Source organism: Bacillus sp. B1-WWTP-T-0.5-Post-4 (assembly GCF_009183795.1).
GTDB lineage: Bacteria > Bacillota > Bacilli > Bacillales > Bacillaceae_G > Bacillus_A > Bacillus_A cereus.
The window spans coordinates 1-24,816 of the sequence record NZ_WEIJ01000006.1 but is presented as its reverse complement, the minus strand read 5'-3'; the positions used below and the strand labels follow the sequence as shown (position 1 = coordinate 24,816).

Here is a 24,816-nt window from a genome sequence, read left to right as displayed (position 1 = left end):
TTCACCTTCTATACAGTTTAAATAATTTTCATTCACATCAATTCTATTTCACTCTTATTTACTTTTCGATTTGGATTTTTTATTTTGCTTTCGAATTCTCCCATGCATTCTCTCATTCTCTTCCCACGTAATATTAAATGATTTAAATTTGAATCTACAGTACACCAATAACTGGAATTTCGCTGCACCAACGGCTACTTTGTACAGTAAAACAGTACCTATTACATATCCAATAAAAGTATCAATCGCATAATCATTATGAAAATAAATCAAAATAAGTAGGATTAATGCGTATATTGAAGTTACTTTCATCATAGTTCCTTTTGTTTTACTAAAAAAGGAAGCGGATCTTTCATTCATGCTAAATGCACCTTCACTTGCCTGATTAAACGTATCAATCGTTGTCACAATATGAACAATCACTGCTCCTATAAATAAGAAACCTACATATACTATATGTAATCTAACTTTTTAAGTACATTCATCTTTGTGTAACTAAATTTAGATAACCTTTTATGTATAATTACCGTACATAATCAGAATGCTTTTGATAGTTCAAATAGCCTTCTTTCTCCTCAAAAGCTCTAAATATTCTTCTCTCTTTCACTTAAGCATATCCCTCATACTCTATTTTTGTTTCCCCGAAACTGCACTCACTTAGTAAAAACATTACTGTCATCACAATTGTATCGAGATAATATAGCTCTTTAATTTTATCTTCAGAAAGGTGATAACCTCCCATCAACAATATGCTAGGAGGTTATTACAGTTATTTAAAATTTGTTTTTTATTTTAATGGATTCGATTTTTGCAAATAATAATGTTATTTAATTTGAGCAGCGAATATTAAAAACATACTGCTTAATAACTCGTAATTAAGTCTTCCCCCTCATATCTAGGGTCTTTCTCAACTTTACCATCTTTTGTTTTGATGACTTTTAGTCTACCTAACCACTCTGCTCCGTTATATGTCTCTTCACTTACCCATACATTATGCTTTTTACCGTCTATCTCAACTACTAATGTGGGGTGTGTAAACATGAATTCCTTCTCTACATGCCTACCTACAATTTCTGCATGTAATGATGTACCTTCTTCAACTAGTTTACTATTTTGATACCCTTCGATAATAGGTAATCCAATAAATACAAAGAATATCAGTCCAAATACGATTACTTTCTTCTTTGTACTCCATTTATTCTTTTCTTTCAATTCCTTCTGTCTCGCTTCTCTTTCTTCGCGTTCATCCAAACTCTCATTTAAAGCATCTTCCCATGCCTTAATTTCCGCTTCGATTTCTGCTTCAGCTCTTGCTAGTTTTTCTAGTTGCTCATCGGTGCTACCATCTCATATGAGTTATCTCCAACCAAACGAATTTCAGTACCATTTTCTTTTACTTTTCGCAAGTCTTTTTCTGTACAATTAAACTCTCGAATGATTTCCCCTTGTGTGTTTACCAATCTAACGTAAATGTTTTTTTTCTCCTTCTTCTTAAACATCTGCACTCCCCCTTATTTGTTTCCTATCATAGATAGCCCTATTGCAATTAAGAGAAAGAAAACGATAATAAGGAAAGTCTTCCCTTTGCTTACTTGTGTTGTAGAACCTTCCAAGACAGCCCATATAAAAATTGGGAAAAGAAGAATACCTAGAAGAATATCAACTAACTTTTTGCTACTCTTCTTTAGTGGTTTTTCTTCTACTATCGGTTTTATCTGAACAGCTTCTTTTCTTATTTGTTTCGATTTCTTTTTCTTATGTCTATGATTCACCCAACATACTCCTTTTAGAATAACATTTTCCTAACTATAAAAATACCAAAATATACCATTTTTATCATATAGGATAAAATGATTCATTTCTTCACAAATAGATTTCCACCATAAAAAACAGTCTATGACTATTATTTACAAATGTTATTTCAACTTTTATTTTATTCTTTTTCTATTCGCTATAAATTCTTGACGTTCTTTTTCATGTTGTTCCCACGTAATACTAGATATTTAGATTCTTATTCAATCAAAAATAGACTTTCCTCTTTCCATGTAGGAAGAGGAAAGTCTATTTATTTCTAAATATATTATAGCCCTTGTTTTATTAATAATTGTTACTTATTATTTTCAGCCTTGTTCTTTATCGTTTTTACAAATTCATTTCGCCATATTTTAAAATTATGAGAAAATTTTCCTTCAATAGAATTTTTATACCCTTCAAATTTCACTTCTAAAATATCAAAGTCATTGAATAATTTATATGTCTCTGCCGTCAAACCTACTGGGTGTAATACCCCACCATAATCATAGAAAGTGTCTTCATCGAGAAGTATTCCTCTTGTAGTAATTACATACTCTACATCTTTTTCTTCCTCAGTACTCAACCTCACTACACTTCCTAAAGGCAAAACTTTCTCCATATAATCTTTCATATTAATTCACCGATCCTTTTAACACGATAATTTTCTCTTCTATTTTTTGTCGCCTTTTTTCTAATTGGCGGATACGATCAATAAAAGCATCACGTGTTTTACCTTGCAAACTATTATCAATACTACTTTCTAATCTTCTAATATCTCCTGTCAAAGATACAGCTGCTTTTTCAAGTTGCATAACAACGTTAATAATTTGATCTCGCCCACCACTGTCCGGAAATGTACTATGAACCCTCGACATTATCATATGTAAATCCATCTTCATTCCCCCTCCCTTAACATTTATCAATAATAGGAAACTGAAGCTAACTCTTCATCTTTTGCTATCATAGAAATTACCGCATCTGTAACATCTTGACTTAACTCTTTTAAATCATTTGAAAGTTCGTTCACATCTCTGGAAATCTCTACTAATAATGAACGATTTACCCCTCTACTACCATCATTCATAAAATAGTTTAATAATGATTGGCGATGGCTTCTTACATAATCTCCAGCAATTGAAGCAATATTTGTATCAATTTCAAAGTCACCTTTAAATACATCTAAAATATCTTGAACAAGGGAAGATGCTACTTCTTTTGCAATTGTTATAATTTCATCACGTGATAAATAAAGAATAATGCATCCTACTAAAAAATCTACAGCTGCGTTAAATACTGATTCTAACACTTCAAGTACCTTTTCCTTACATTTTGCTAATTTATTCTCTATCCAATCCACAGCCGCATTTACCTGATTTCTAACTTCTAGTATAACTTCCTTACTAAATTTCAAAGCTTTTTTTCCTGTTTCTACACCTATACTTGCTATTTTTGTTGCTAGAGCACTAGTATCTCCTACTACTGTTATTGCAACTAGAATTGCACTGACTGGGGTTCCATTTACTACTAAATCCACTACAACTTCTTCTGTTGTACTTAATTTTTTTTTTCCAGTGATTCCTTTATATAGGTCCCCAGCAGATTCTGATATTTCTAAAAAACCAAATTTCCAATCAAATCCTGTTTCGCTAACCTTTTTCAATTTATCTATTGCTACATTCCCATTCCCAGAATAAAATTTTGGATCATATAAAAAAGAATGCCCTTCCCCATTTTCCATTTTATAAACCTGTCCAGGTATTACAAAATCTGCGGCTTTAATGGCGCCATACAAAGGATCATATTCATTTATAAGACTGCGGCAATTTTTCATATTGGTCCCGTATCCGTACTTAACCACATCTTTATTTAAAACAGGCGCAGGATTTAAAGCTAATACGTTTATATTATCTTCTTGATGTCTTAATGCAACTGTATTCGCTGCTCCGCCACCTAAAGAGTGCCCTAGTAAAGTTATCTTCTTTCCTTTATTATCCGCTTTGACTTTTTCATAAAATCTTTCCGCTTGACTATACTGAAACTCCGCTAATGACCCAAATATAGGTGAATTAGTTAAATTATGCAGTCCAATTGCTCCATCAGTTGCTAAATCGCCTATTTGACTCGGTTGCGTTCCAACGTAAACTATAAAAATTTCACCTGTATGGTTGTCTTTTAGAGCGTATGCCCCAAAACCAGTCTGAGGATGTTGATCATCCTCTGCTATTAGTTCGGCATCAAAGTTATCTTCTAGTCTTTTCTTATTTTTTCCTGGGTCTGGATTACTATAATCATCTTCTTTTTCATTAAAAGCATAAATATCAGCTGCTGCTAATCTTAATTTTCCTACATCACTGTTTATTTTAAATCTTTGGAGATCATTTGTACTATTCCCCACACTTATTCCCTCCTATTTTATACATTACCTATTATTCATATATTGTCTTTCATACTCCTCATATTTGTTTTTAGAATTTTCATTATTATCTTCTTTAGTATTTAAATAGATTGCTATTTTTTGATCATGTCTTATTAATTGACCTTCTTTATTCTTTTTTTCATACCCTATCGTTATGCTTATCGTAGTGAATTCCATAGGATTTTCTTTTGTATCTTTTGCCGAATTAAATTCCAATAATAATATTGCTTCATCAAATTTATCATAGTCCACCTTTAACTTATCATTAATTATTTCTTGAAATTCCGATTCAGTTAAGTAATATGTTACCTTGGATGGTTCACTAAATCTTTTTTTATCTTTTTTGGGTTTTAAACTATCTATTCCCTTCAATCTATCAAATATAAAATGAACATTCGAAACATCCAAACTTTGATCTGGACTTTTCAATTGATTATCTTCATATTTAATACTAGTTCTATATATAGTTTCTTCTTTTTTTTGCTCATTATTTAATGAACTAGCAATTTCTTGTAAAGTTGTCCCATAGAACCTTTTTTCTTTGATATTGTATACCGCTCCTGTCGTTTGATATACGACGTTAATGCGTTTATCATTTTCCGCCCAAAACGTACTATCCCTAACCTCTTCTTTCACATACGCATACCCATCATCACTCGCAGACATAACCGTCTTCATATCCCCTTCATCCAACGCCTTTACTAATCTCTCATACTCTATCTTTGTCTCTCCAAAACCACATCCACTTAATAAACTTGCCATTATTGACACGACTATCATCACCTTAGCTTTCTTCTTTAATTTCATACTGTCACCTCGTTAGTTACTCTAGGCATTTTTAGTTTCATTATGTTCCCTTTTTGATAGTAATACACTTCATCTTTACCTAATGGTGCTTCGTTGCTTATATATTTTATATTGAAGATACTTTGATCATTTAATGGCATTGCGATAATTGCTGCTGTTAGTTTACTTCTCATTTTCATAGGTAGAGCTTCACGATTTCGGTCCATGTAGTCGTGGTGACCTGCTAATACAAAGTAAATACCTACTGTACGAGATAAATCAATTAAAGTCGCTGCATCCTCCATTTCTAAATAAACAAATTTACTAAACTCTTCAACATTTGTCATGATAATGAGTTGTTTTGTGAATGCGGGAATTTCTCTACCTTCTTGTCTTGCTTGTGCTAATTCAAAAGCTCGTTCACGAATTACTTCCATCCAATACTTCGCATGCATATTGATTTCATTTTCGTCTACAATGTAGTGCGTCACATCGTCTTTATATTGAACGAAACTATACTCTGCTGTATCCACCAACGTCACACTTTCAAAATAATCTTTATTCAATTGAGATAGGATGCTAGATACAATTTGTTTTCTCATACTATCATCTACACTATAAATCATTAAATGATCATTCACTGCAATATCATGAGCTACAACTTCTACGTTTGCAAAATCAAGCCCCATTGGAATTCTTGCTGCTTGTAGAGCTTTTGTAATGTCTTTATTTTTACGATAAGTAGCAATATCAATCACTTCTGGCATCATTGGAATTGCCTTCGGACGTTCTCCATCCCATTCTCGATCCATATCATTTGCTTCTTGTTGTAATAATTGAATTTGCTGTAATTCATCTTCTGCTTTCGTAGGTAATGCAACCTGGAATAATGTAGGAGATTCTAGTTTTATTAACGCTCTTCCTGCTGTTTCTTCCACTTTTATATCAGATCTCCCTACAATACTAGCTACTTCACTTTGATCAATCATATATAGGCAAGTTTGGATTTTAATATTATTGTACAATTGAATTCTAAGTGCATTTTGTCGCCCTGCACTAATTAAGGTATGAATTCCTAAACTTGCACCATCTCGGACAATTTGCATAATTAGCATTTCAAAGCTTTCATAGAACTTCGCTTCTTTTACTGCATCATAATTGTCGATTGCAATAATAATATGTGGTATTTCTTTCCCGCTTGCCTTTTCATACATTTCAATATTTGCAACGTCATATTCACTTAATAATCGTTTACGATTTTTCATTTCTTGAGTTAATCTTTCAACAAACTTTAAACATTTTTCAGATTCATCAATCGTAATCGTATCCGCTACATGAGGTAATCCTTTCAAAGGTAGAAGACCATTTGTTCCAAGGTCCACTAAATACACATGCAAATGCTCCGGACTATGCTGACGAGCTACATCCATAATGACTGATTGTAAGAATGTTGATTTTCCGTAGCCTGGGCTTGAGAAGACCGCTACGTGTCCGTCTTTACTAATATCTAATGTTAATGGTGTTTGTGATTGTAATTCAGGCTGATCTAGTAGACCAACTGTTGCTTGTAATGGTTTCTTTTCTTTCGTCCATGCTTCTTTGAACTGAATAGCATGTAAGTCTTGTAAATATACGCTTTCTGGAAGTGGTGGTAACCACGGTCTTGCTAATGCTTCAATTTCATTTATTTCTGCGTAATCGTGAATGTAGTCAATAACAGCATCCAGTTCAGACGGTACGCTTATTACTTCTTTACTGCTACCAAGTCCACTTAAATCTTCACTTAATATTTCATATTGTCCTAGATCATTTATTGCATAGATTGTTGCGTCTAAATGTTCTTTATCCTCTTTGTTTTCTACATAGTCTGCTCCGCTCCAGGCTGATTGGAATAGTTCATAAATTTCATTATTCCCAACTTGTAAGTAAGCACGTCCTGGTAATGTAATTTCAGCAGCATCTGGTGTTTTTAAAATTTCATTACTATCTGACGTATTTTGAACTTTTAATGCTAGTTTGAATTTCGAGTTACTCCAAATTTGATCATCTACAACACCACTCGGTTTTTGCGTAGCTAATATTAAATGGATTCCGAGCGAACGACCGATACGCGCTGTTGAAACTAACTCTTTCATAAACTCTGGTTGTTCTGACTTCAGTTCCGCGAATTCATCACTAATTAAAAATAGATGCGGCATCGGCTCACTTACTAAGCCTTCTTTATACAGTTTTTGATACTGATTAATATGGTTTACATCATTTTCACCAAATAATCGTTGTCTTTTCTGTAATTCAGCTTTAATTGATGCGAGCGCTCTCATACTTTGTGCTCCATCTAAGTTCGTAATTGTTCCTAATAAATGCGGTAAGTTTTTGAATAAATTCGCCATTCCGCCGCCTTTATAGTCAATTAGTAAAAAGGCTACTTCGTACGGGTGGAAATTGACTGCTAGAGATAAAATATACGATTGTATAATTTCCGATTTACCTGAACCTGTTGTACCTGCTATTAATCCGTGTGGTCCGTGTGCTTTTTCGTGTAAGTTTAAGTTTACGATATCTTCTTTACCACGTAATCCAAGTGGTACAGCTAAAGATTTATGCGCTGCATTTTTCTCCCAACGACTTGTGATATTCAGTTCTTTTACTTTTTCAACGCCGTACATTTCTAAAAATGTTACGCTTTCTGGAATACTATTTTTTAAGTTTTGCAAATGATTTAATGGTGCTAATGCCCGTGAAATATCTTCTAAATTGAATCCTTTTGGCACATGATTTAGTTTAAATTGACGGTTAACAAGTTCTCCTTGCTCTAAGATGATGTTCCCTTGTTTTGCATCTCTTATATCTATTACCGTTTTCACATGCTCCGGTAAACTTTGCATAACATCTTGTACAAATACAAGTGATACACCTAATTGACTCGGATCATCATTAAAGAATTCCATAACAACATGGTCTAATATTAGTTTTTCATCTGTAATGAGAACGACATAGTGCGGTGCAAAGTACATTTTTTCATTAGTAGAACTTTTTTCATCTAGTTTTAATTTTCGTTCTTTCAATATTTGATACAAACTATTTAACACTTGATCACGGCTACGATCATGGTATACAAATCCACGTACATTTATATCGCGAACACTTCCATGAGGTAACCAGCGCATCCAATCCCATTTTTCTTTTTCTTCTTCCGGAAAAATAGTAATAAACTGCAAGTCATAATAACTATGGAATAAAGCCGTTTGTGCAACTAATAATTGTAATTGCTCTAACACTAAAGAGCGTTGACCAATATAACCGACTGGTCCATTCATTAAATCTGTTACAACTGGTACATCTTCCAACGATAGATAACGCTGTCTTAGTTCACGTGCTATATCAATTAATTCATCTTTCGTTTGACTAAATTCTTCTTCATTAAATTGAATTTCAAAACTCGTATTAGCTTGTCCTGTTCCAACGCTAAATGTTAAGAAATCATGATGTAACATTGTTTTTTCATAAATTCGAGGATTTACTTGAACTGCCATATTACGTATTACTTCTACATTTGGATTGTGATAATGTAATGCGTGACGCTGTTTTTCACTTTCTGCATGTAAATCTTTCGTTTTTTGTTTTATATACTCTCTATAGCTTTTATCTCGTTCAACAATATCGACTTTATATTGCTTTAAATTTTTTATATACGATGTGACAGAAACAATGATTGTTACTAATGTCATCGCAATCGATGCGATAATAAACATTCCATATTTCATGAAAATAGCAAGTAATACGGTTACGACAATCATGACAAGTGAAGGTGCAATGATTCTTGCTAAATGCTCCGTTGGTTTTGATGGCATACTTGAAGGCTTTGCAATTGTCATTTTCTCTTCTGGTTCACGGTAAATAATACGTGGTGAACGATGATAGTCTGGATAACCACTTTGATAATTTGTTTCTGATTCTACTAAAATAGGTAACTCAGATTTCACTTTATCTTCTGAAGAAAGTACTTGAATGTCTTCACTACCAATCTCCAATAAAATACCATCAAAATATAATACGTCTCCTGATTCCAATATAACGCTATCTTTTAACTTCGTATAATTATGAAATACATCCCCGCCATACACGTTCACTTTAAAAGAATCGTACAACGTTTCGCGAGATAGCATTAAATCGACACTAGTCCCGGTAATAGAAATATCATCGTAATCGTTTTGACTCACTGTAAGAGAATGTTTCGTTCCGATATCAAACACTCTAGTTGTGCCAACAATAGATATAAAGATTTTCAAGCTCACATCTCTTGTTTTCCCAATCTCAGTTTCCTTATTAAATTCTATTAATTGATCCTGTACCATCCAAGCATTTACTTCATTATTCCACTTTAACTCTACTTCTTGTTCTAAACTTGGATTCGTAATATCATTTGTCCACTCTTTTCCAATCGACACTATTGATTGCTCATTTGGATGTAATGTGCACTTATATATTTTGTCTCCATAAGTCAATACTAATAGTTGCTCCATCCGTGTTCACTGCTCCTTTTCAACTGTCTCATCAAGTGCTTACTCTTTTTTCTCTGTGTCCGACAAATTTTTATCGCTTGATGAATTGCCATATTTCTTTTTATATTCATCTAATTGTTGCTCATATGTTTTTAACTTTTGATCACGTTCTTCCCCTGATAAATCCGGATTATTTTTCAGTGATTCAATTTGTTTAACAAGGCCGTACATAATAAGCTGAGGATCATCAAGTGTCTTAGCTAAATCTAATGATTTATCAAAATTACCTTTTCCGTTATACATCCAATACAGCAAATACTTTTCATCACTTTTCAAACTAATGTTTTTCATAATCGATTTCTTTTGAGCTTCACCTAGTTTTTCAGCTGTAATGTATGCAAATGCTAACTCATATTTAGATGCAATCGGTAATGATTCAAACTCCTCCTCATTCAATTGCGTAATGACTTTGTCATAATCAGTTGCTATGAAACTTGCATTTGCTTCTAACAATTTATTTTGATAAGGAAATTTTATAAAAGTGAAATATATTAAAGGAGCAGCTAAAATAACTGTCGCCGCTATGAAGGAAAAAGCTAAGTATTTAAATGATTTATAGCTTTTTTTAGGTACTAACTGCATATTTTTTTCTGTTTTTGTTTGTTCCTTCTCAAAGCTGTCATCAAGAAACTGCAGTAATGCATCTAAGCTTTCCATTTGAGCAACGGTCTGTTCAAATGTTGTTTCTTTTGCATCTTTTAGTAACCCAGCATACAAATCATCAAAGTTATGTTTTTGGGAGAATAAAGCAATAATTAGACACTTATATTGTGTTAAAAATTGCTCTTCTAATAATGGGGTTGGCGGAACAATATCTCGAATTCCTCTATGTATAATACTTGGTATTAAATTAGCATTAAAAACTATATTGTCTGGATGTAAAAAGAACGTGATTCGTTTATTTAAATATTTACGAAACTGCGCAACATTCCGAAGTAGTCTTAATTTCTCATTTCTTCCAAAACGGCTAAGATCGTCCCACTTATATAATTTTTTATCTACTTGATATAGAAACGTAAACATATCATCCGTTTTTTCTATTGTTAATGGTACAAATTCAGATGATTCGCCCGTAATTATATCGAATTGACGGAAGTCTTTTATACGTGTTTGAGATTTGGTCATCTCCAATTTCCAATTTTCTTTTTCTATTTGAAATTGATAGTTCATTGCATCAATTTGAATTATTTTTTCCGTCATGTTTATCCTCTTCTCCTTTTCTTTATAACCCGTAATAACTTATTTTCAAATAACTAAAAGTAAAAAATATTCTTTATAAAACTTGCAAAATATCTCCATCTGTTATTTGGTGATCAATTAAACGATCATTATCTGTTAAAACAATTGACTTATTTTTCACTTTAATTACAAAATGTGAACCTTCATGATTATCAATCTTTAGCGTATCTAATAAGTTTTTCAATAAATATTTAATAGATTGATGATTCGGAATACGCAAATCATATGTATTTCCATTCCATTTACTAAAATCTACTGTCACATTGATATGTGTTTGTATTGCCATCGCTTTACCTCCAACTTTTACGAAGAACCGTATAAATACCGATGCAAATAAGTAGAATGCCACCGCCAAATAATAATATTATTGTTATACTAATTGGCTCTTCATTCATTGTTTCATTACTTGCTACTTCATCTGCACTTTTTCTGACAATGTATTCACTGCTAAACAAACTATTTTTCGTATCTTTAACACTATTATTCTCTTTTTGTTTTATAAAAAGAGAATCTCGCAAAGCTTCCATATCTTTTTGTTCTTTCTTTTTCTTTTTCTCAATTTCTTCTTCTATATCTTTGTTAAATAATTCAATCGATGCTTTATCTAATTCTGTTTCCTTATGTTCCTTTTTATTTTTTTCTTGGTCGCTTTCTTCAAGTCGATCCACTTTAAACTTAATCTTCCCATCATCACCAAGATAACTGTCAGCCGCGCTCCTTATCGGTAGCGCGACAAACAGTAAAAGGATAGAGAGAAATGATAACTTAGCCACTATGCTCCATTGTTTGATCATTTACTTCTTTTTCCTCCCATTTCTTATGCCATACAAATAGATTACTAACCAATCCAATAATGGCAATTACAAACAATACGACAAAAATAACTTTCCCAGTATCTTTACCACTAATAAAATCATTTAGAAAACTTTCTATATACTGAAGCGGTGAGAATTGACGTATCTTTCCGACAGACGACATTTGATCTACTTTACTTCCAACTGCCTCAGTTAAAAACAGGTACATGCTTAAAAATACTAATAGTATAAACATTCCTACCATTTTTATTTGTCGTAATAAGTAGGTTGAGACTAATACAAACGCCATCATAATAAATGTGATGAACGCAATCCATAGTAAACTTTGATCCTGACCAAACTTTAAAAGACGCCCAGAAATGATACCTATACAAATCCCTTCCACAATTGATATACCGAAAGCTACTACTGTAGTTGGTGCATTCATATCAATTAATGAGAATTTCTCTTCAAAATGATCTGATTGCATTCGTTTCTTTTCTTGATTCGCAATTGCGTATGCTGTAAATAATGCAACAATGAAACAAGTTAATACAATTAAGTATGGTGTAAAAGCATTTCCTGCTACAATTACTCCATCATTTTGCTTTTGAACTGGACTAGCTAAAAAGTCATATAGCATCTCATTTTGACGATCTCCAATACGGCTATTCGCTAAAATTTTCGTAAAGTTTTTGGAGAATGATTTATCATCTTCCATTTTCTTCGTAAAGTCATTTAATAATAAATCAGCTTTTGAAACAATTGTCGTTCCGCTGTCTTGAATTTCTTTTGCTTGTCCATTAATTTGATCAAATGTTTTATATACATCGTCTGAAGTTGCTAAACTATGCTTCGAACTTTCGACCAATGACTGACTTTGCATCATTAATGATTTAATACCAGAATCTAACGATAAAATAGCTGTTTGCTCACCAGCATGATTTGTTGTTAATACTTGCTGCTCTTCAACTAGCTTTAAGCTATTCTCACGCCATTTCGCTAAACCTTTTAAATACTCTCCTAAATTTTCATTCATACTAGTTGCTTGTTGCGTCGTTCCATTTAATTTCTCCGCTAGTAGCATAGAATTTTGATCCGCACTAGTAATAGATTGTTGATAAGAGTTTATTTTTTGTTTTAAACCTGACATATCTTGTTTTATTTCTGTAGTAATACTTGATGAAACAAGATTTGAAATTAAATCAATTAAGCTTTGTTTATTTAATACGTAGTACAAAGATTGATCCGTCGCAATTGCATCTAAACTTCCTTCTTCTAACTTAGGACCTACATCTTTCGTTCTTAAATCAATCCCATAATACATTTCGTAAAGGCTCATTAAACCTTGATAACTTTCGACTGTATCTACTGCTTCTTTAATTAATACACTAGATATATTTTTTGTTAATACTTCTGCTTTTTGATGTACAACTTGATTCGTTGTACTTTCAATAGTTTTTGAATTGCTACCGTTATCTGTCCCAGTGTCTGGCTTCTCGCCTGTGTCAGGTTTTCCTCCCGTGTCTGGATTTCCTCCTGTATCAGGTTTCCCTCCTGTGTCTGGATTTCCTCCTGTATCAGGTTTTCCTCCTGTGTCTGGATTTCCTCCTGTATCAGGTTTCCCTCCTGTGTCTGGATTTCCTCCTGTATCAGGTTTTCCTCCCGTATCAGGTTTTCCTCCTGTGTCTGGATTTCCTCCCGTATCAGGTTTTCCTCCTGTGTCTGGATTTCCTCCCGTATCAGGTTTTCCTCCTGTATCAGGTTTTCCTCCCGTATCAGGTTTTCCTCCTGTGTCTGGATTTCCTCCTGCATCAGGTTTTCCTCCTGCATCAGGTTTTCCTCCTGCATCAGGTTTTCCTCCTGCATCAGGTTTTCCTCCTGTATCAGGCTTTACACTGTCACCATTATTACTCTGTTCTGTTTTTTGAATAATAGGCGTTTTAGCATTGTGTACTAACGGCATTATGCCATACTGTGATTTATGAACCACATTTTCCACCTTGCTATTTTCCGTTTGTGTTCCTTTATCTTCTTTGTTAGGTTTTTCTTTTTCAGGACTAGTTTCTTTTGTATGAGTCCCACTCAATTCCCACTGCCACATTACAGGAGAGAAAACATCTATATTGATGTTTGGATCTTTTAACTTCACATTCAGATTAATTTTTATATCCCCTTCATTACGAGGAGGTATAGTGATTTCTCCGTTTTTCTCCAGAAACATACTTGTGTAATCCACATCATCAATCTTCAAAGCTTCTGTACTTCCATATAGTTCAAACTCTTCCGGAATACTTATCTTCAAAGTTTGTGCAGATTCCATTTTAATTACTTTCGCAGTATCACTAAATGTAATTCCCTCTGTATAAAGTCTATCCTTTACTTCTTTAATAGCGTTTCCTAAAGATATTTTATTTACAGGATCATAATAAAAATTATTTTCTTTATTATATTTTTTTGTAAATTGAATTACATTTTGCAGTTGTAATTTCGTTGTATCTGGCAAATCACTTTGACCGATTTCTTCCATGTTTAAACTAGGTAATTTCGCAATTAAATTCTCGATTTGTTTCTTTATTCGAGCATCTGGTTGTTTCATTAATGTATTTATGAAGATTTCTTGCTTTCCATCATTCGACATAGATTGCTTTAACTTCTTAATTACCGTCTCTTGAATATCACTTTCTAACTTTCCTGCAAGTTCTGTATCATATTCAGATACTTGTTTTTTTACATCTACTAAATATTTTTGAATCGCTGCAGCATCAGTTAAAATATTCGGTTCTTTCTCTGAAAACGTAAATTGATTTGAAATAATTTTATTAGCGGATTCCAATGCACTTAATTGCTTTAAAGCATCGCCTGTATTCATATCATTCATATATTGATTGAATTGATTTGTGAAATTATTCGCTAACAAATTGTTATCAGTTTGCATTTTTTGAAAGTTATTAAAACCATCTAAGTACGTACTGTTAGATTTATTCCCTTCATCTAACGCTTGACCGAAACCTTTTAAAACATCCTGAAATCCTTTGAAACTATTAACAGAAACACCTGTATAATCTTGTACTGTTTTAAATTGATTTGTGTAATTTGCTAACGGACTATGTATATCTTTTTTATACATAGTTGTTTGAACGTTTCCTTTTTCAATTATTTTACCTATATTATCTTGTGCACCTTGTAGCTTACCGATAATACTCGCAAAATAAACGTCGATTATTTGCTTATTGAAATCTTCTAAAATAACAGAAGCTGTATTTTCTGCCTCAGCTTTCAAATCCTTATTCCCAGTTGCATTTACTTTGTAGTTTAACGTTAATTTCTCTGGAATCTCTGAATCAATCGCAACTGCCTTCCTAGAAAAATCATTTGGAATAACAATCATCATATTGTAATTATTATTTTTCAATCCATTTTCTGCTACCCCGCGGCTAACTACGTACCATTCTTGTTTCGTATTTTTATTTACATTTTTAACAAATTGATCTCCAAACGCTATTTTATTGCCCTCAAATACAGTGCCCTGATCTTCATTTACCAACGCAACTGTCATTTTTGGTGTAGTATTCTCATTAGCTTTCTTAACATTTTGATTTAATGCTAAATAGGAGACCCCTGTTGATAGTACAAGAGCTAAAATAATAAACAACAAGATGCTCCATTTGAACTTTTTCACTACTTATCACTCCTGCGACTGCGAGTCTATCTAATGAAAGACCTCGTATCTTACTCTAGTTTTAAAGTAATTTAGCCATACAACGTATGGTTGCATGGCTAAATTATATATTTCTTTTTATCTGTCTTATTGTAGACCGAAATTACGAGAAAGATCTTCGTCATGTCTAGCAACAGCTTCTGCAGTTTTATTAAGCTGCATATTAATTTCTTGTAATAGCTGTGCAAAGTTTTGTACTTTTGGCTTTAATTGATTGAACTGTTGGTCAAAACCTTCGAAAGCACGACCTTCCCATTCTCCTCTTAATTCATTTTGTAAGTTTTGTAGTTGACGTAAAATGTCCTCAATTTGATTTGCACCTTGTCCATATCGAGTCGCTTTCGATTTAAGCTCCTCTGGTGACATACGAATTTGTCCTGCCATTATTAAATCCCCCTTAAAATTAAAAAATAGTAAAATTAACCAATAATCAATTCTACAAATTGATTATATCAATAATTTAAAAATTTCTAAACAAAAAAATGATATTTTTCCAAAATTTCTCTTTTACTATAATAACGATATATTGTATAATACTAATTTATTTGTTTTTAAGCACACTCTATAAATCTACTATAAAATAAAGGCAAACCATCTATTTTATACTTATTCGCTTTAAATTCCAGCGATAAAGTAGCCACTAAATCATTATTTTCTCTTCTCTCATTCAGACTATTCTACTCACTTCAAAGTCATAATTACCTGCCTTTCAACAAACCCAAACTCTTCGTACATCTCTTTTGCAAAATTCCCAGCAAATACATTCAACCGAATTTCTGAATACTTCTCCTTTAATTCCTTAATACCAGCTTCCATCAGTTCTCGCGATAATCCTCTCCCGCGATATTCTGGGAAAACGTACAATTCATATATAAATCCAAGTTTTTCACGAGAAAAATAGTCTGTATTTTCCCCTATTAATATCCATCCCATTACTTTATTTTTTTCTTTAACGATTAAATAGTATGCTCCTTTTTCTACAATCGGCTTTGTAATCTCAATTGCTTTCTCGGTACTTAATTGACAATTCCCTCTCGTCCCTTCAAAAAGCGATTGAGCCGAATATTTTAATATTTCTTTGGTATCTTCTTGATTCGCCTTAATTATCATTTTTCACAACTCCCCTTGAATAATAGGCATTACTATCGCTTGTTCAAGATTCTCCGCTTCCATAACAATTGCTGTTAATCCGTGTTCTGTACTTGTTTCATGGAGCTCTCCCTTTTCCCAAAACACAGCTTGTCCCGCCTCTATCTTTATCTTTTCTTTATTTACCCCACATACATATCCTGCTCCTTTCACAATAAGAAGCAGTTGAGATACAACTGCTTCATGATTACCGATGATTCCATTCTCGTGTAAATGCATAGCACCGATATGTATATTCCCTCGATGGTTTAATATTTTCGACATGATGAAATTAGATTGAAATACTGATAGGTGCTTTCCTACTTTTTCACTAAAATCAAAAATTTTCATTACTAGTCCTCCTTATACGTATAAAACCATCCTTACTGTCTGCATCATATGTCCTTCAAAGTCTTCTTCAAATTGCTCTAATTCAGCAAAACCTTTCGCTTCATAAAAGCGTTTTCCTTTTTCATTTGCTGCCTCTACATGTATGTACAATTTCCGTATCCCATTTAATGCTTTAATTCCTTTTTGTAATAAAGCACTTCCGATCCCTTTTCCTTGCTGATTTGGTAACAGATAAATCGCACCTAATTCCGCTTCGTTTTGTAGTCTAACAGGTGAAAAGTTCGCAAACCCTATTACTTCACCCTCTTCTTCCGCAACGAATAAATGTGTATTTTTAAGACGATATTTCATTTTTTCATCAGAATATGCCTCGTCTAAAAAACTATCTTGAATTTCTCTCGGAATAATGCCTTCATATGTATCATGCCAAGCTATTTTTGCTACTGATTGTACAGCATGAATATCTTCTTGCTTCATTTCTCTAATTATATATGTCATCTCGATGTCTCCATTCTCTTTAAATTATATTCTGCTAATATACTAGAAGAAATGGCAGAACCATTTTCATAATTCACCTTAATTAATTTTAATTTCTCAATTGAAGCTGTTACAAAATCAAATTTCTCATAAATATATTCCATTACACTTAAAAACTGCTTTGTATGTAATCTATTTGCAATTGTACAATGCGGTACCCATTTTCCCGGTACGTAATATGAATTTGGGTTGTCATGAAAAGTTTTAAAATAATCATGATAAGAATGATGAAGTTTTAACAATTCATCGGTAACAGTCGGCGCTAGAAAGACCGTTCCATTAGTAGGAAAAATTCCAACAGAAGGAAAAGTTACTGCATCCATATTTTCTTGAATAGCTACAAACTCCCCTAGTTTCTCAGTATACAAATGAACATCTAACTCATTATAATCAGCTAACGTAATATGAGGTTCTACTCCAGCTAGTTGATTTGTTCCAATTACATTTGTTAATTCATTTTGCAGTTCTGTAATTTTATTAGTAAACACACGATCAAATGTAGCAATAATAGCGTACAATCTTTCTCACCCCTTCGTTACACATAGCGCTTCCCATTCTTCACGAATCATGCCCATTCGAATAGAATCATAGTATGTTCCGTTATAATAACGACACTTTCGCATTCTACCTTCTAAGCTCATTCCTATTTTCTCCGCTACTTTCATCATTCGTTCATTGCCAGACCAAGTCGTGATTCCTACTCTACCAATCTCCATTTTTTCAAATAGCAAATCTCTATATAATGTCAATGTTTCTGTACCGTATCCACCATTCCAGTATGTTGGGTCATAAATCACAAGCCCCATCTCTAACCAACGCGTCGGTTTGTATTCCCAATAAAACCCAACTGTCCCAATGATTTGACCGTTATTTTCTATAATTAAATTGGATAGCGGTTCTTCTTTTAAACGAGTTTGCATCTTTTCCTTATAGGATGAGTATTCTTGCATTGAAAACGGAAAATACGGTGCATCCCATTTTTTCCATTCTGGATTTTCTTCTTTAAACACGAGATTCCATAATGTTTTTATATCTGATTCTTCAATTGTACGAATTGTTACTTTATCCCCTTTTACTATTACGCTATTCATAATTTCCTCCTACACTCCTCTTTATTTCATATATAATTATAATATTTTTTCTGAAAAATCAAAACAAATATCATTTATTATATTGTATAATTTTGTTATAAGGTACCAATTATTGATTTAGAAAGCTGGTGATTCAATGAATAAACGATTTAGTATTGCTTTATTTCTTACTATTATTATGACAAATATTATTCTCTATTTCTTCTTACCATTAAGTATTGTTACGAAATGGGACTTTAATGGAACGCCTACATCAACAATGGATAAAAGCACTTTTGTAATCATAAATATAATTATATGTTCCTTCTTATTCTTTGTATTTTTAGCTTTATCTAAAGCAGCGAGTAACCAGAAATTTCTCCATTGGATCGGCAACACAATGTTACTATTCTTATTTTTTGTCGATATTGTCATCGCCCTCATCGCTCTTGGCTTTTCACTTCCTCTTGATCATTTCATATTTTTAGCATTAGGGCTTTTACTTATATTAATAGGTTATTTCAGTTCCAAAATTGATACGACTAAATCAACCGTTTCATTAGAATGGAATGATAAGTACCTTGAAAAAAGAGCTTCAAATATTAGTAGTATTTCAATGATGATAGCAGGTATTTTTTTAGCGATACTTCCTTTTATCGTTTCTGCTCCCTATAGAGGTTATGCTATACTAGCAATTCTTTTAGGAATGACGCTTATCATTCTGCCAAGTACGATTTATTTACTTATTAAAGACAGCAAGCAATCTACTCCTTTAAAAAAATAGGAGGTTATATCCCTCCTATTTCAGCTTAATGTTTTATTTTTCACTTTTTCTATCTCAACTAAAATCCCTTTCTCTATCCAACCCTCTACGCCATCTTTTTTAATTAAATCATATCCTGAACAGCTATCATCAATGAGAGAAACGATATCTCCCTTCCTAACGCTTATTTGCGCACAAGAAATATCGGTTTTCACTGTATATTCCCCTGACTTAAGTTGTTTCATATATTCATTTTTTACAGTGAGCACATTATTCGTTTCCTTTTGTTTACATACGGTGTAATCTTGCATCTTCTCGATAGGCTCTATGTAATAATACGGATATGTCACTCCGCCCTGCATTTCTGAATTCGCATTAAAATCCGCTATTACTTCGTACTCTGGAAAATAGTCTACATATGTATAAGAAAACGTATCGCCCGTTTGTTTCCTCTGAATAATAAATACGTTTAATTGCCCTGCTTCTTTAATTGCATTTCCTCCATCAATTGCAATAATTTTTTTCTCCTTATCAATAACTGGATTATTAGACGGTGCTTCTTCAGAATAGTTCACGACAGGCCAATGACCGACTATTACATACTTATTTGCTTTATGTGATTGATTGAAAAACTCCGGCATTGCTATCGCATTTTTGCGCTCAGTTTCTTTCCAATCTACTCTATCTTCTAGACCGGCATGCACAAAAATATAATCTTCTGTTTCAATCGCCGTTGGCAACTCTGTTAGCCAATATAGTTCTTGTGAAAATTCACTTAACAATGCTTCTTTCACTTCACGAATTGAAGTGCCCTCATGAACTGAAAAACCCAATTGCTCTAGCCATTCATTAAAAATTGAATGCTTCCTCGTACATAAATAATTAATAAGACCAGGATTTTCATTTAGAAGAGCATCAACTAAAACTTCACAATTCCCTTCAACAACGTGAACCTTTGAATTGTTCTTTACAAGATTCATAACGTAGTTTACTACGCCTACGCTATCTCGTCCTTTCTCGCAAAGATCTCCATTAATAATTAAATAATCTTCATCTTTAAAGTTAACTTTATGTAGTGCTTCTTTTAAAAGATTTAATTCTCCATGAATATCAGATATGACAATAACTCTAGCATCATTAGGGATTGATAGTTTCTTTATTTTTTTCAAGTATAAGCGCTCCAATCATCCTCTTTATTAAATTAAAACAATTCGACAAAATACACTATATAACCTTTTCAAATACATATACCATAACTTACAACCTATTTACGGTTCAATAATAACTTAAAAAATAAGAAGAAGCTGTTCCCAACTTTTGCAGGACAGCTTCTTCTTATTTTTTATAATTCTTTATAAAAAGAATAACTCACCTTATCATACCCTTCTCTTTCATAAAAACGATGAGCATCAATTCTTGAAAATGCTGACGTGAGGACGATAGACTCACATCCGTTTTCCTTTCCCCAGTTCTCTATATACGAAAGTAATACTTTCCCATGTCCTTTTGAACGATGTGCTTCTGCTGTTACAAGGTCATATACGAAAACGTGTTTCTTATTATAAAAGTTCGTACAAATCGCTACACCTGCAAGGCTAACAACTTCATCATTCTCATTACGCAGCGAAAATAGTTTATAATTTTCTTCTTTCATATTTCGAAATAAAGAGCTTGTTTCCTCTATTGAAAGTTTCATTCGTAATTGCTGTAAAACAGGTAATACTTCATGTAATTGCTCTTCTGTTACTACTTCTTTAACATTCATTTTTAACTCTCCTCTAACTATTTATTTAATTTTCTAAATGTTATATCATTATTATAGAAAGTAACTGCCCTTCACTTAAGTGACAGTTTAAGTGTTTTTTATAAGGCCAGTTTTAAAGGAGAGTTTTATATGGATTTTACTATCCCATTGCAATTACAAAGTAACACACCTATTTACTTGCAAATTTACGAATATATAAAAGCTGAAATTATACAAGGGACTATTTCTGTCGGCACACGTCTACCCTCACACAGAAATTTAGCATCACAACTTAATATTAGCCGCATTACTATTGAATCAGCTTATCAACAATTATTAGCTGAAGGTTATGTAGAAAGTAAACCGAAACGTGGTATTTTTGTAGCAAATTTCGATATTGACGTTATCCCAAATAAAAAGCGAAATGCAGCAAAGAAGACGAGCAATTTGATAGACGAAAAATTTGAATATGATTGTAGCCAAGGACTTATTGATCAAAATACATTTCCGATTACAAATTGGAAACGAGCATTACAAGAATCCATACTTACATACGAAAATGCACTATTTGCCAAAGAAGACCCTCAAGGTGAATTCGCTCTTCGAGAGCATATATCAACATATTTATATCATTCTCGCGGTGTCCATTCTTCACCTGATCAAATTGTGATTGGCGCCGGAACGCAGCCACTTCTCTGGCTACTACTTCAACTGCTTGGCCCTACAAAAGAATACGGCATTGAAAACCCTGGATTTCACCGTATACACGCAATCATTAAAAGCTGTGATAGACAAATTCATCCCATACCATTGGATGAAAAAGGGATTGATATTTCTAGTTTATACAATACAAATTCCAATGTCGCATACGTTACACCATCACACCAATTTCCGCTCGGGATTATTATGCCTTTATCTAGAAGATTAGAATTGTTAAAGTGGGCTAATGATTGCAGCGGATACATTATTGAAGATGACTATGACGGAGAGTTTCGCTACGCTGGTAAGCCGATTCCTTCTTTACAAAGTCTTGATTCAAATGAACGCGTTATTTATATGGGAACTTTCTCAAAATCTTTTTTACCTTCTTTACGAATGGGATATGTTGTTTTACCACCACATCTTTTAAAAACATATCAAGAACTGCATGGAATTTTCAAACAAACAGTCGCTACAATACAACAACTTGCTTTTGCTAACTTTATACAAAGCGGGAATTGGGAACGTCACCTTAATCGGAGTCGTACACTATATAAAAGAAAACATCATGCGTTAGTAAAATCCATTATGAAAGAAATGGGGGCTAATGTTCAAATTCTTGGCGAACAGTCCGGACTTCATATTGTTTTATGTGTCCATAACAGTATGAATGAAAATGAACTGATTGAATCCGCTAAAAAACAAAGCGTTAAATTATACCCACTTTCTCCATATGATTTCGTGAATGATTTACGTAAGGAATCATACGTATTACTCGGCTTTGGTAGTATTCCAGAAAATAAAATTGAAACGTTGGCTACATTATTAAAAGACGCTTGGTTTCCTAGTTGCAAGGAAACTTGTTAACAGTGGATTTAACTTGTAACATGTTAACAATTCAACAAAATAAAAAAGAAGGCTGTCCAAAATAACTTTTTGGACAGCCTTCTTCTAGTTATTCACCTGACCTAGCTTTCCTTCCCGGACGTTTCACACCAGTCGTTTCTGTTGAATAGGAAGCTTCGATTATAGCGGCTGGATCTACAGAGAGAACGAGATCTTTCATTTTCGGATAAATGAATCGGTTTGTAATGCAATAAATGATTCTCTTATGCTCCCCTAAAAAACCACCTTCTCCATGTAGATACGTAACAGATAGTTGCAATTCTTTCATAAGTAAATCGCCTATTTCTTTATTCTTACCAGAAATAATCATAACGCTCTTACCTTGATTAATACCATCTAATATAAAATCAATCATCTTCGTAACAATATAGAAAATTGCTAATGAGAACATCGCTTGTTCGATTGAAAATAAAATGGCAACAAAGATGAAAATAACTGCATTTACTGCAAGTAAAAATGTACTAATCGGTACATTAAAGTGTTTATTCATCCAAACTGCTAACATTTCCGAACCGTCAATTGCTCCACCCATTTTAACAACAATCCCAACACCAATTCCAAACAGTACTCCACCATAAAGTACAATTAATAACTCAGAAGTCGTAATTGCTGGAAATGGTTTTAAATAAATTAATCCGAGTGTTGTAACTACATTCGCATAAGATGTACGGATAAAAAATTTCTTTCCCATTACTTTTGCAGTAAATAATAAAATTGGGATATTAATTCCTAAGAACACACCATAAAGCGGCAATCCTGCAACTTTATTTGCCATAATAGCAATAGCCGTTACCCCGCCATCTACTAATCCATTAGGTGCTAAAATAAGCTCTAATGAACCTGCTACTATAATTGAGCCAATTGTTAATAATACGTATTCAAATACTTTCTTCATTCATTACCCCCAAAACTTATATATTTTCTTAGTATTATTTTAACGTAATTTTACTACTAATTCAAAGGTATCGATTTATATACACAAAAGTTTCTCCTTTATCGCTATTTTTATGTAGCACATGTAACGCGTAATACTAAAAACACACTTACAAATTAAAAGTAAGTGTGTTTTTAACATCTATTTAATCTTTACGTACGGCTTCATTTTTAATTTGAATATTTCCTCAACTGCCCTTTGATATCCACCGGCATTTCTAAGCGACTCTCCCACTTTACGACTATTCTCCTTAAACGTCACATCATCCATTACTTTCTTTACAGTCTCACGTAATAATTCAGAAGTTAACTCGTTGCGATTAAGTCTTATTCCTGCCCCTACTTCAGTCAATCGTTTTGCAACGAATGGCTGATCTCCTGTTACCGGAATTACAACTAATGGAACACCGTAATATAACGCTTCACTCGAACTATTCATACCACCGTGTGTCACGAATACATCAGCATGCTGTAAAACTTCTAATTGCGGGACATAATTATACAATTTAAAGTTTTTCGGGATATTTTCAAATCGACTTATATTTATCTTCTTGCCAACGACTAATACGACTGTCGCATCTACATCTTTAAACGCTCCAAAACATTTTTCATACAAAGCAGGTTGTTCATTAAAAACTGTTCCCATAGAAATGAAAATCACTTTTTCATTTTTTAAATCTTCGGTAGGAAAACTCCCCACTTCTTTTCGAGTAGCAATTGATGGACCTACAAATTTATACGATTCATCAAATACCTCTGAACGTGGCTGATATTTTTTTGAAGTATATACAATCGTAATATCACCAGGATGGTTCATAATATCATACATACTATTACATTTCATTCCATACTGCTTATTCCATCTTTCCATTCCCGCTAAACAAGATTGATATAATGGATCCATTTCATCTACTTGTCTCGATTCTTGCCCATCATGAAAATTAATGTACTGATTAACAGCAAACGTTGTACAGGATGAAACGCTTGGTAATTGTAAAATATTCGCTATAATACGTCCTACTGGAAAATGATTATCATATATTAAATAATCATATTTTTCCTCTTTTGTTTCTTCTACAATTTGAGTAACAATACGCTCTGATGCTTCAATCATATGAGATAGCATCGTCAAAGGGCTCCCACCTTCATTTACTCGTTCCATAATATTAATTTGAGAGAGAAAATTCTCAAACACTCGGAATTCCGCACCTGTTGCTTCAACCTTCTTTCTATAATCTTCAATACAATAAGAAACAACTTTTTCCCCTCGCTGAATTAACTCACTTACAACAGCTAAAGTCGGATTAATATGACCTTCCCCAGGAAAATTTATTACGAGTACATTTGCCATAACATTCTCTCCTATCCAATTA

21 protein-coding genes and 4 pseudogenes are annotated in these 24,816 nt (G+C 33.0%); 2 read left to right on the top strand and 23 right to left on the bottom strand.

What is annotated here, in order from left to right:
• Positions 1 to 54 precede the first annotated feature (54 nt).
• The 19 genes and pseudogenes from GBN91_RS18675 to GBN91_RS18590 all read right to left on the bottom strand — a co-directional run.
• A pseudogene (locus GBN91_RS18675) lies at positions 55 to 456 on the bottom strand (hypothetical protein); the annotation flags it as partial.
• A 405-nt stretch (positions 457 to 861) separates the two neighbouring features.
• Positions 862 to 1,499, bottom strand: a pseudogene (locus tag GBN91_RS18670) (hypothetical protein).
• A 12-nt stretch (positions 1,500 to 1,511) separates the two neighbouring features.
• The gene (locus tag GBN91_RS18665; RefSeq protein WP_016122376.1) at positions 1,512 to 1,772 is read right to left on the bottom strand and encodes a hypothetical protein; all 261 of its coding nucleotides are present in this window, start codon (positions 1,770 to 1,772) and stop codon (positions 1,512 to 1,514) included.
• Between the two features lie 335 nt (positions 1,773 to 2,107).
• Positions 2,108 to 2,425 (bottom strand): DUF4176 domain-containing protein, encoded by a 318-nt coding sequence (locus tag GBN91_RS18660; RefSeq protein ID WP_016122375.1) that lies wholly within the window; start codon positions 2,423 to 2,425, stop codon positions 2,108 to 2,110.
• A 1-nt stretch (position 2,426) separates the two neighbouring features.
• On the bottom strand, positions 2,427 to 2,687 hold the full coding sequence (locus GBN91_RS18655) for a hypothetical protein (RefSeq protein ID WP_000363091.1): 261 nt from the start codon (positions 2,685 to 2,687) through the stop codon (positions 2,427 to 2,429).
• 26 nt (positions 2,688 to 2,713) lie between these two features.
• Complete coding sequence (locus GBN91_RS18650) at positions 2,714 to 4,189, bottom strand: alpha/beta hydrolase family protein (protein WP_152121981.1); 1,476 nt, start codon at positions 4,187 to 4,189, stop codon at positions 2,714 to 2,716.
• A 24-nt stretch (positions 4,190 to 4,213) separates the two neighbouring features.
• Entirely contained in the window at positions 4,214 to 5,017 is an 804-nt protein-coding gene (locus GBN91_RS18645) for a DUF3952 domain-containing protein (protein WP_152121979.1), read from the bottom strand.
• Positions 5,014 to 9,243: pseudogene (gene essC / locus GBN91_RS18640) on the bottom strand (type VII secretion protein EssC); the annotation flags it as partial. The pseudogene essC and the gene GBN91_RS18645, both read right to left, overlap by 4 nt.
• Positions 9,238 to 9,519: pseudogene (locus tag GBN91_RS29725) on the bottom strand (FtsK/SpoIIIE N-terminal domain-containing protein); the annotation flags it as partial. The pseudogenes essC and GBN91_RS29725, both read right to left, overlap by 6 nt.
• Positions 9,520 to 9,558: 39 nt before the next feature.
• A complete protein-coding gene (essB, locus tag GBN91_RS18635) occupies positions 9,559 to 10,758 on the bottom strand; it encodes a type VII secretion protein EssB (protein WP_152121974.1) in 1,200 nt (399 codons plus the stop codon).
• 73 nt (positions 10,759 to 10,831) lie between these two features.
• Positions 10,832 to 11,083 (bottom strand): EsaB/YukD family protein, encoded by a 252-nt coding sequence (locus GBN91_RS18630; RefSeq protein WP_001007571.1) that lies wholly within the window; start codon positions 11,081 to 11,083, stop codon positions 10,832 to 10,834.
• A 4-nt stretch (positions 11,084 to 11,087) separates the two neighbouring features.
• On the bottom strand, positions 11,088 to 11,591 hold the full coding sequence (essA, locus tag GBN91_RS18625) for a type VII secretion protein EssA (protein WP_000595653.1): 504 nt from the start codon (positions 11,589 to 11,591) through the stop codon (positions 11,088 to 11,090).
• Positions 11,563 to 15,273, bottom strand: a complete 3,711-nt coding sequence (gene esaA / locus GBN91_RS18620) for a type VII secretion protein EsaA (RefSeq protein WP_226800170.1) — start codon at positions 15,271 to 15,273, stop codon at positions 11,563 to 11,565. Before esaA ends, essA begins: the two co-directional genes overlap by 29 nt.
• 126 nt (positions 15,274 to 15,399) lie before the next feature.
• Positions 15,400 to 15,696, bottom strand: coding sequence for a WXG100 family type VII secretion target (locus GBN91_RS18615; protein WP_000918601.1), 297 nt, complete (start codon positions 15,694 to 15,696; stop codon positions 15,400 to 15,402).
• A 297-nt stretch (positions 15,697 to 15,993) separates the two neighbouring features.
• Positions 15,994 to 16,422 (bottom strand): GNAT family N-acetyltransferase, encoded by a 429-nt coding sequence (locus GBN91_RS18610; RefSeq protein WP_069604493.1) that lies wholly within the window; start codon positions 16,420 to 16,422, stop codon positions 15,994 to 15,996.
• A 3-nt stretch (positions 16,423 to 16,425) separates the two neighbouring features.
• Positions 16,426 to 16,791 carry a hypothetical protein gene (locus GBN91_RS18605; protein WP_000688078.1) on the bottom strand — a complete coding sequence of 122 codons (366 nt, stop codon included), beginning with the start codon at positions 16,789 to 16,791 and terminating at the stop codon, positions 16,426 to 16,428.
• Between the two features lie 12 nt (positions 16,792 to 16,803).
• Positions 16,804 to 17,289 (bottom strand): GNAT family N-acetyltransferase, encoded by a 486-nt coding sequence (locus GBN91_RS18600; protein WP_086392197.1) that lies wholly within the window; start codon positions 17,287 to 17,289, stop codon positions 16,804 to 16,806.
• Positions 17,286 to 17,846 carry a 2'-5' RNA ligase family protein gene (locus GBN91_RS18595; RefSeq protein WP_152121972.1) on the bottom strand — a complete coding sequence of 187 codons (561 nt, stop codon included), beginning with the start codon at positions 17,844 to 17,846 and terminating at the stop codon, positions 17,286 to 17,288. The genes GBN91_RS18600 and GBN91_RS18595 overlap by 4 nt, the downstream gene beginning before the upstream one ends.
• Before the next feature lie 6 nt (positions 17,847 to 17,852).
• On the bottom strand, positions 17,853 to 18,419 hold the full coding sequence (locus GBN91_RS18590; RefSeq protein WP_001089593.1) for a GNAT family N-acetyltransferase: 567 nt from the start codon (positions 18,417 to 18,419) through the stop codon (positions 17,853 to 17,855).
• A gap of 136 nt (positions 18,420 to 18,555) precedes the next feature.
• On the opposite strand from GBN91_RS18590, the gene GBN91_RS18585 reads away from it, so the two are divergent.
• Positions 18,556 to 19,182, top strand: a complete 627-nt coding sequence (locus GBN91_RS18585) for a DUF1648 domain-containing protein (RefSeq protein ID WP_152121970.1) — start codon at positions 18,556 to 18,558, stop codon at positions 19,180 to 19,182.
• 20 nt (positions 19,183 to 19,202) lie between these two features.
• On the opposite strand, the gene GBN91_RS18580 is transcribed toward GBN91_RS18585, so the two are convergent.
• Positions 19,203 to 20,330, bottom strand: coding sequence for a metallophosphoesterase (locus GBN91_RS18580; protein ID WP_000721385.1), 1,128 nt, complete (start codon positions 20,328 to 20,330; stop codon positions 19,203 to 19,205).
• A gap of 173 nt (positions 20,331 to 20,503) precedes the next feature.
• The gene (locus tag GBN91_RS18575) at positions 20,504 to 20,926 is read right to left on the bottom strand and encodes a GNAT family N-acetyltransferase (RefSeq protein ID WP_152121968.1); all 423 of its coding nucleotides are present in this window, start codon (positions 20,924 to 20,926) and stop codon (positions 20,504 to 20,506) included.
• Positions 20,927 to 21,055: 129 nt separating this feature from the next.
• Here GBN91_RS18575 and pdxR point away from each other — a divergent pair, with 129 nt between their 5' ends.
• Entirely contained in the window at positions 21,056 to 22,471 is a 1,416-nt protein-coding gene (gene pdxR / locus GBN91_RS18570) for a MocR-like pyridoxine biosynthesis transcription factor PdxR (protein ID WP_071740424.1), read from the top strand.
• Positions 22,472 to 22,559: 88 nt separating this feature from the next.
• Here pdxR and GBN91_RS18565 read toward each other — a convergent pair whose 3' ends face one another.
• Both GBN91_RS18565 and GBN91_RS18560 read right to left on the bottom strand, forming a co-directional pair.
• Positions 22,560 to 23,405, bottom strand: coding sequence for a YitT family protein (locus GBN91_RS18565; RefSeq protein WP_000755125.1), 846 nt, complete (start codon positions 23,403 to 23,405; stop codon positions 22,560 to 22,562).
• A 180-nt stretch (positions 23,406 to 23,585) separates the two neighbouring features.
• Positions 23,586 to 24,794 carry a macrolide family glycosyltransferase gene (locus GBN91_RS18560; RefSeq protein ID WP_086412794.1) on the bottom strand — a complete coding sequence of 403 codons (1,209 nt, stop codon included), beginning with the start codon at positions 24,792 to 24,794 and terminating at the stop codon, positions 23,586 to 23,588.
• Positions 24,795 to 24,816 lie beyond the last annotated feature (22 nt).